We start from the raw sequence: 6,398 nt of genomic DNA, 5'->3' as shown, positions 1-6,398 counted from the left end.
GCCCATGCCGCGCCTGTACATCTCGCCGACGAAGGCACCGAACGCGTTCGCGACGGGCCGCAATCCGCGGGGTTCACGCGTACGAGGGGTCGTACGAACGCTGTACGCGCGTCAGACCTCCACGACGACCGGGAGGATCATCGGCCTGCGGCGATACCTGTCCGAGACCCACTTCCCGAGGGTGCGGCGGATCAGTTGCTGCAGTTGGTGCGGCTCCACGACGCCGTCCTGGGCCGAGCGTTCCAGGACCTCCGAGATCTTCGGGAGGACGTCCGCGAACGCGGAGTCGTCGATACCCGAGCCGCGGGCCTGGACATGGGGACCGCCCGTGATCTTGCCGGTGGACGAGTCGACGACCACGAAGACCGAGATGATGCCCTCGTCCCCGAGGATCTTGCGGTCCTTGAGGGCCGGCTCGCCGACGTCGCCGACCGAGAGGCCGTCGACGTAGACGTAACCCGCCTGGACCTTGCCGGAGATCTTGGCCTTGCCCCCGACGAGGTCGACGACGACGCCGTCCTCGGCGATGACGATGCGGTCGTGCGGGACACCGGTGAGGGCGCCGAGCTCGGCGTTGGCGCGCAGGTGCCGCCATTCGCCGTGGACCGGCATCAGGTTCTTCGGCCGGCAGATGTTGTAGAAGTACAGCAGCTCACCGGCGGAGGCGTGGCCGGAGACGTGCACCTTGGCGTTGCCCTTGTGGACGACGTTGGCGCCCCAGCGGGTCAGGCCGTTGATGACGCGGTAGACCGCGTTCTCGTTTCCGGGGATGAGCGACGAGGCCAGGATGACCGTGTCGCCGTCGACGATGCGGATCTGGTGGTCGCGGTTGGCCATCCGGGACAGGGCGGCCATCGGTTCGCCCTGGGAACCCGTACAGACCAGGACCACCTCGTGGTCGGGAAGGTCGTCGAGCGTCTTGACGTCGACGACCAGGCCTGGCGGGACCTTCAGGTAGCCGAGGTCCCTCGCGATGCCCATGTTGCGGACCATGGAGCGGCCGACGAAGGCGACCCGGCGGCCGTACTCGTGGGCCGTGTCCAGAATCTGCTGGATGCGGTGGACATGGCTGGCGAAGCTCGCCACGATGATCCGCTTGCGCGCACTGGCGAAGACCTGGCGCAGGACGTTGGAGATGTCCCGCTCGGGCGGGACGAATCCGGGGACCTCGGCGTTCGTCGAGTCGGCGAGGAGCAGGTCGATGCCTTCCTCGCTCAGCCGTGCGAACGCGTGTAGATCCGTCAGACGGCCGTCCAGCGGAAGCTGGTCCATCTTGAAGTCGCCGGTGTGGACCGCCATGCCGGCCGGGGTGCGGATGGCCACGGCCAGGGCGTCCGGGATGGAGTGGTTGACGGCGATGAACTCGCAGTCGAAGGGACCGACGCGCTCGCGTTGCCCCTCCGCCACTTCCAGGGTGTAGGGGCGGATGCGGTGCTCCTGGAGCTTGGCCTCGATGAGGGCGAGGGTCAGCTTGGAGCCGATGAGCGGGATGTCCGGCTTCTCGCGGAGGAGGAAGGGGACGCCGCCGATGTGGTCTTCGTGGCCGTGCGTGAGGACGATGCCCTCGACGTCGTCGAGGCGGTCCCGGATGGACGAGAAGTCCGGCAGGATCAGGTCGATTCCGGGCTGCTCCTCCTCGGGGAAGAGCACTCCGCAGTCGACGATCAGCAGGCGGCCGTCGTACTCGAAGACAGTCATGTTTCGGCCGATCTCACCGAGCCCGCCGAGCGGGGTGACGCGGAGCGCGCCTTCGGGGAGCTGCGGCGGGGCGCCGAGTTCAGGATGCGGATGACTCAAAAGACTCTCCTCACCACGCACGCCACGTACCGGTCGGGCACGTGGCGTGCGTGACGTTCGTGCATAAGCAGTTGTCGTTGTCCTTGCAGGGTGCGGGCACCGGTGGTCCCGCTTCTTCAGTTGTGAAGCGTCGCTGCGCGGACGGCCGCGCAGAAGTCTGTTGTCAGAGTTGTACCCCGCCGGCGGCAAGATCGATCTTGAGCTGGGCAATCTCCTCGGCCGAACACTCGACCATGGGTGCGCGCAGGGGTCCTGCGGGCAGTCCCTGGAGGGCGAGCGCGGCCTTGGTGGTCATGACGCCCTGGGTGCGGAACACACCGGTGTAGACGGGGAGCAGCTTCTGGTGGATCTCGGCGGCCTTGACGACGTCACCGGAGGTGTAGGCGTCGACGAGGGCCCGCAGGTCGGGGGTGACCAGGTGGCCGACGACCGAGACGAAGCCGACCGCACCCACGGAGAGCAGCGGCAGGTTCAGCATGTCGTCGCCGGAGTACCAGGCGAGGCCGGACTGGGCGATGGCCCAGCTCGCGCGGCCGAGGTCGCCCTTGGCGTCCTTGTTGGCGACGATCCTGGGGTGCTCGGCGAGGCGGACGAACGTCTCGGTGCTGATCGGGACGCCGCTGCGGCCGGGGATGTCGTAGAGGATCACGGGGAGCCCGGTGGCGTCGGCGACGGCCGCGAAGTGCCGGTACAGGCCCTCCTGCGGGGGCTTGTTGTAGTACGGCGTGACGACCAGCAGGCCGTGTGCGCCGTCGCGCTCGGCCTGGCGGGCCAGCTCGATGCTGTGGTGGGTGTCGTTGGTGCCGACTCCGGCCACGATGTGGGCGCGGTCGCCGACCGCCTCCAGTACGGCTCGTACCAGGTCCGATTTCTCCGCGTCGCTGGTGGTGGGGGACTCGCCGGTGGTCCCGTTGATGATCAGGCCGTCGTTGCCTGCGTCCACCAGGTGGGTGGCGAGCCGCTGTGCGCCGTCGAGGTCGAGCGCGCCGTCCGCCGTGAAGGGCGTGACCATGGCGGTGAGGACCCGCCCGAAGGGGGTCTGCGGAGTGGAGGTCGGAGCCATGGGTTACACGCTACTCGGTGCTCACGGCGCGGTCTGCCCTTGGGGTGCGGGGAAAGTCCTGACAAATGCGGAGCCCGGCACTGCCTGCTCGGGGGTTCAAGCAGTGCCGGGTCCGTTTGATCAGGCTAGATGAACTTCGCTAAATGCCGCAATACGGACACTTCTCCAGGCCGACCCGTACATCTGTGCCGAGCACGACAAGAAGCGCGATCAGCGGGCCGTGCCACGGCGCGACTACGGCGCGACCCGGCCGTTGGCGTTGAAGGCCGCATGGGTGAGCGGCATGAGCTTGGCCCACTCCGCCTCCATCTTCTCGCCCACCATCTCGATCTCCCGCTGCGGGAAGGACGGCACCTTGGCCAGCTCGTGCTGGGTGCGCAGCCCGAGGAAGTGCATCAGCGAGCGGGCGTTGCAGGTGGCGTACATCGAGGAGAAGAGACCGACGGGCAGCACCGCACGGGCGACCTCCCGGGCGACGCCTGCGGCGAGCATCTCCTGGTAGCGCTCGTAGGCCTGGACGTACGACTCCTGCATCGAACGTTCCACGATCTCCTGCTGGGCCTCGGTGCCCGGCACGAACTCGTACTTGCCGGGGCGCCCCTGCTGCACCAGCTTGCGGTCCTCGCCGGGGACGTAGAAGACCGGCTGCAGTTCCCGGTACCGGCCAGACTCCTCGTTGTACGAGTTGTGGACGACAAAACCGTTCGCGAGGAAGTTGTGCCAGGGGCCTTCCACGGAGAGGTCGTAGGTCATCTCCTCGCCGTCCGCCTCGATGGCGACGACCTGGTCCGGCACCGCCTTGGCGATCTTGCCGCCGCGCTGGGCCAGCGCCTGCTCTCCCGCGCTCTTGGTCGCATGGCACGGCTCGCAGGCCGGGGCGAGGTTCTTCTCGTCGAGGGCCTGGAGCAGGTCACCGGCCACCGGAACGACGTGGTCCAGGGCGAGCTGCTCCCGGGGGAAGTCGTGACCGCACAGGTGACAGGTGTCGACCTCCCTGATCAGCCGTTCGCGCTGCATCGAGGTCCATACGCCGATACCGCGGCGCAGGCTCGGCGGGACCAGCCCCTGCGACGGGCGCGGCGCCGTGCCGGCGACCAGGACGGCATCCCCGACGGTGAGCTCTCCCGCCTTGCACCAGCCCTCGGGGGTGAAGAGGGCGTGGTCGACGGTGCAGCGGAGGGTCTTGCCCGAGGCGGTGGTGATCTTGACGAGCGGCTTCACGCCCGACTCGATGACGTCGACGATCCTCGCCCGCTGGGCGAGCAGAGTTTCCTCGTCATAGCAGCGCACGTGGTTCCGGCGGACCGATTCGAGCTTGCGGATGCGGGTACTGGGGTGGAGTTCCCGGAACTCCGCGACGGCGGACTCCGCCGCCTCGCGGTTCTCGTACAGGCCGAGGTAGTGGTTCGTGTCGCCGCGTCGCACCTGGGCCATCCACTTGCCCGCCCGGCTGTGCCAGGTCACGCCTCCGGCGGAGTGCGGCAGACGGTCCTCGACGCCCAGGTGCCAGAGCTTGTACAGCTCGGCGATGGTGCGCCGGCGAAGGCGGCCCGCCTCGCTCTCCAGGGTGATCTCCGTGTCCCCGGCGATGCACCACCCCACCCGGTGGCGCATGAACTCGCGGAAGACGAAGATCGGGGCGCTGATGAAGAAGGTCATCGAGTTGTGCTCGAAGGGGCTGCCGTGCCGGTCCCGCATCAGGTAGTTGATGAGGCCCTTGGAGCGCTCCGGGTCCTTCTTCAGCTCGTCCAGGGACTGCTCGCCGGCGGTGGAGACGCGTGCGGCCCACAGCACGTCGGAGTCGGCCGCGCTGTGCTTGACCAGGTCGACGGTGACATCGCTCCGGAAGCTGGGCTTGAGGTCGTCGGCGGGGGTGTCGGTCACGGCTCGGAGGGTCCTTCCATCACTTCTCTCGGGCGGCGCCCACTCTACGGCCCGGCACCGACATCGGGGCGTTCGGTACCGGGGCGCGACATACACCGGCGAATTTCTGTGAATTCGGTGAAACCGGGCACCTATCGGGTCACTCGCCCGTCTGTGTAGATGACAGACAGTCGTTCGATCCAGAGATCCAGAGATTCGATCCCGAGAGGGGATGCACCACCCATGTTCCGTCGGCGCGAACCAGTCCCGTTCGCCTTCCTCGCCGAAGCCGACAGGTTCCGCAGCAATGTCGCTCCCCCGCCCCGTCAGCGGTCGTCCGTGAGTCAGATAGCCGGGAAGTGGCTGCTCGGGCTCACCATCGTGGCCGGGCTCGTGGGCTCGCTGGTGCTGGGCATGCCCGCGCTTTCCACGCCGTCCGACACCGGGAACCGGCAATCGCAGGCCTCCCAGGGGCGCTGAACTCTTCCGGACCCCCGTGAGTGGTGGGCGGGGAGACGGCCGGATAGCCTCACCGGGCACAGCCCACGCATGGATTGAGTGAGGACCAGTCGTGCCCCTGCCCTTCCTGACGGCCGACCGCGCCTATGACGCGGCACTCGACAACGCCCTCCCGTACGACGACCGGGACCGCTGGCGCCGCCCCTACCGGCCCGGGCCCTGGCGGGTCGGCGGGGCCGCCCTGTGGCTACTGCTCGCCTCGTTCGTGCTGTTCGCAGCGGTCGCCCTGGCCCTGACCGGCTCGCTGTCCTCCGCCGGGGTGGTCCTCGGTATCGCGCTGCTGATCATCGCCGCCGCGCTGCGGATACTGCGCATGGGCGTGTGGGTGAGCGCGCACGGGGTGCGCCAGGTGGGTCTGCTGCACACGCGGACGGTGCCCTGGAAGCGGGTCGTCACGGTACGTACGGCGCAGCAGCCGGTGCGCTGGCTGGGTCTGCCGCGGACCGTACAGGGGCAGGCGCTGACCCTGGTGCGCAAGGACCGGTCGCCGGAGGACACCGGGCCGCTGCTGACCACGCACGGGATGGACTTCGTGGGCCGGACGTCGGCGTTCGACCGTGCGGCGGACGCGGTGGAGGCGTGGGCGGCGGAGTACGGGCACGGTCAGCTTCGCTGAAAGTGCCGCGACGTGCCGTGTGCCGTCTGCGGCGCCGTCGTGGCTGGTCGCGCAGTTCCCCGCGCCCCCTGAGGGGGCGGGGACTCAGGCTTCCACCGGCCTGCCGTCGTGCAGGGCGATGGCGCGCTGCATCGCCTTGCGGGCGCGCGGGGTGTCCCGGGCGTCGTGGTAGGCGACGGCGAGGCGGAACCAGCTGCGCCAGTCGTCGGGGGCGGCCTCGGTCTCGGCCTTGCGCTTGGCGAAGACCTCGTCGGCCGAGTCCCGGTCGATCCGGCCGCCGGGGGTGCGCTTCAGCTCGTCCACGGGCAGGCCGCCCTCGGCGTCGAGCTCGGTGGCGAGGGCGTTGGCCCTGCGGACGAACTGGGTGTTCTTCCACAGGAACCACAGGCCGATGACCGGCAGGATCAGCACCGCCACCCCGAAGGTGACGGTGAGGACCGTGCCGGTCTGGATGAGCATCACACCCCGGCTGCCGACCAGGACGAAGTAGAAGAGGAGGACGGCGGCCGTGACGGCGTAGGAGAGCTTCGCGCGCATGAG

At 69.0% G+C, this 6,398-nt stretch carries 5 protein-coding genes and 4 pseudogenes; 3 read left to right on the top strand and 6 right to left on the bottom strand.

Annotation, left to right across the window (positions count from 1 at the left end):
• A pseudogene (locus ACFWPQ_RS37815) lies at positions 1–133 on the top strand (protease HtpX); the annotation flags it as partial.
• On the opposite strand, the gene ACFWPQ_RS37810 reads toward ACFWPQ_RS37815, so the two are convergent.
• The 5 genes and pseudogenes from ACFWPQ_RS37810 to ACFWPQ_RS37790 all read right to left on the bottom strand — a co-directional run.
• Complete coding sequence (locus ACFWPQ_RS37810; protein WP_384045263.1) at positions 112–1,797, bottom strand: ribonuclease J; 1,686 nt, start codon at positions 1,795–1,797, stop codon at positions 112–114. The pseudogene ACFWPQ_RS37815 and the gene ACFWPQ_RS37810 sit on opposite strands and share 22 nt — an antisense overlap.
• A 163-nt stretch (positions 1,798–1,960) precedes the next feature.
• Entirely contained in the window at positions 1,961–2,860 is a 900-nt protein-coding gene (dapA, locus tag ACFWPQ_RS37805; protein ID WP_384045261.1) for a 4-hydroxy-tetrahydrodipicolinate synthase, read from the bottom strand.
• Positions 2,861–3,094: 234 nt separating this feature from the next.
• A pseudogene (gene thyX, locus ACFWPQ_RS37800) lies at positions 3,095–3,547 on the bottom strand (FAD-dependent thymidylate synthase); the annotation flags it as partial.
• Positions 3,548–4,294: pseudogene (locus tag ACFWPQ_RS37795) on the bottom strand (HNH endonuclease); the annotation flags it as partial.
• A gap of 105 nt (positions 4,295–4,399) precedes the next feature.
• Positions 4,400–4,744 (bottom strand): annotated as a pseudogene (locus tag ACFWPQ_RS37790) (FAD-dependent thymidylate synthase); the annotation flags it as partial.
• Between the two features lie 222 nt (positions 4,745–4,966).
• On the opposite strand from ACFWPQ_RS37790, the gene ACFWPQ_RS37785 reads away from it, so the two are divergent.
• Positions 4,967–5,203: a hypothetical protein gene (locus tag ACFWPQ_RS37785; protein WP_384045259.1), complete on the top strand. Its 237-nt coding sequence runs from the start codon at positions 4,967–4,969 to the stop codon at positions 5,201–5,203.
• A gap of 91 nt (positions 5,204–5,294) precedes the next feature.
• Positions 5,295–5,858 (top strand): hypothetical protein, encoded by a 564-nt coding sequence (locus ACFWPQ_RS37780; RefSeq protein ID WP_384045256.1) that lies wholly within the window; start codon positions 5,295–5,297, stop codon positions 5,856–5,858.
• 84 nt (positions 5,859–5,942) lie between these two features.
• Here the strand turns inward: ACFWPQ_RS37780 and ACFWPQ_RS37775 are convergent, their stop codons facing one another.
• Positions 5,943–6,395, bottom strand: coding sequence for a hypothetical protein (locus ACFWPQ_RS37775; RefSeq protein WP_384045252.1), 453 nt, complete (start codon positions 6,393–6,395; stop codon positions 5,943–5,945).
• Positions 6,396–6,398: the final 3 nt, after the last annotated feature.

It is taken from the genome of Streptomyces sp. NPDC058464, from assembly GCF_042721035.1.
GTDB lineage: Bacteria > Actinomycetota > Actinomycetes > Streptomycetales > Streptomycetaceae > Streptomyces.
The sequence above is the reverse complement of the archived record's forward strand: the minus strand, read 5'-3'. Positions and strand labels throughout refer to the sequence as shown.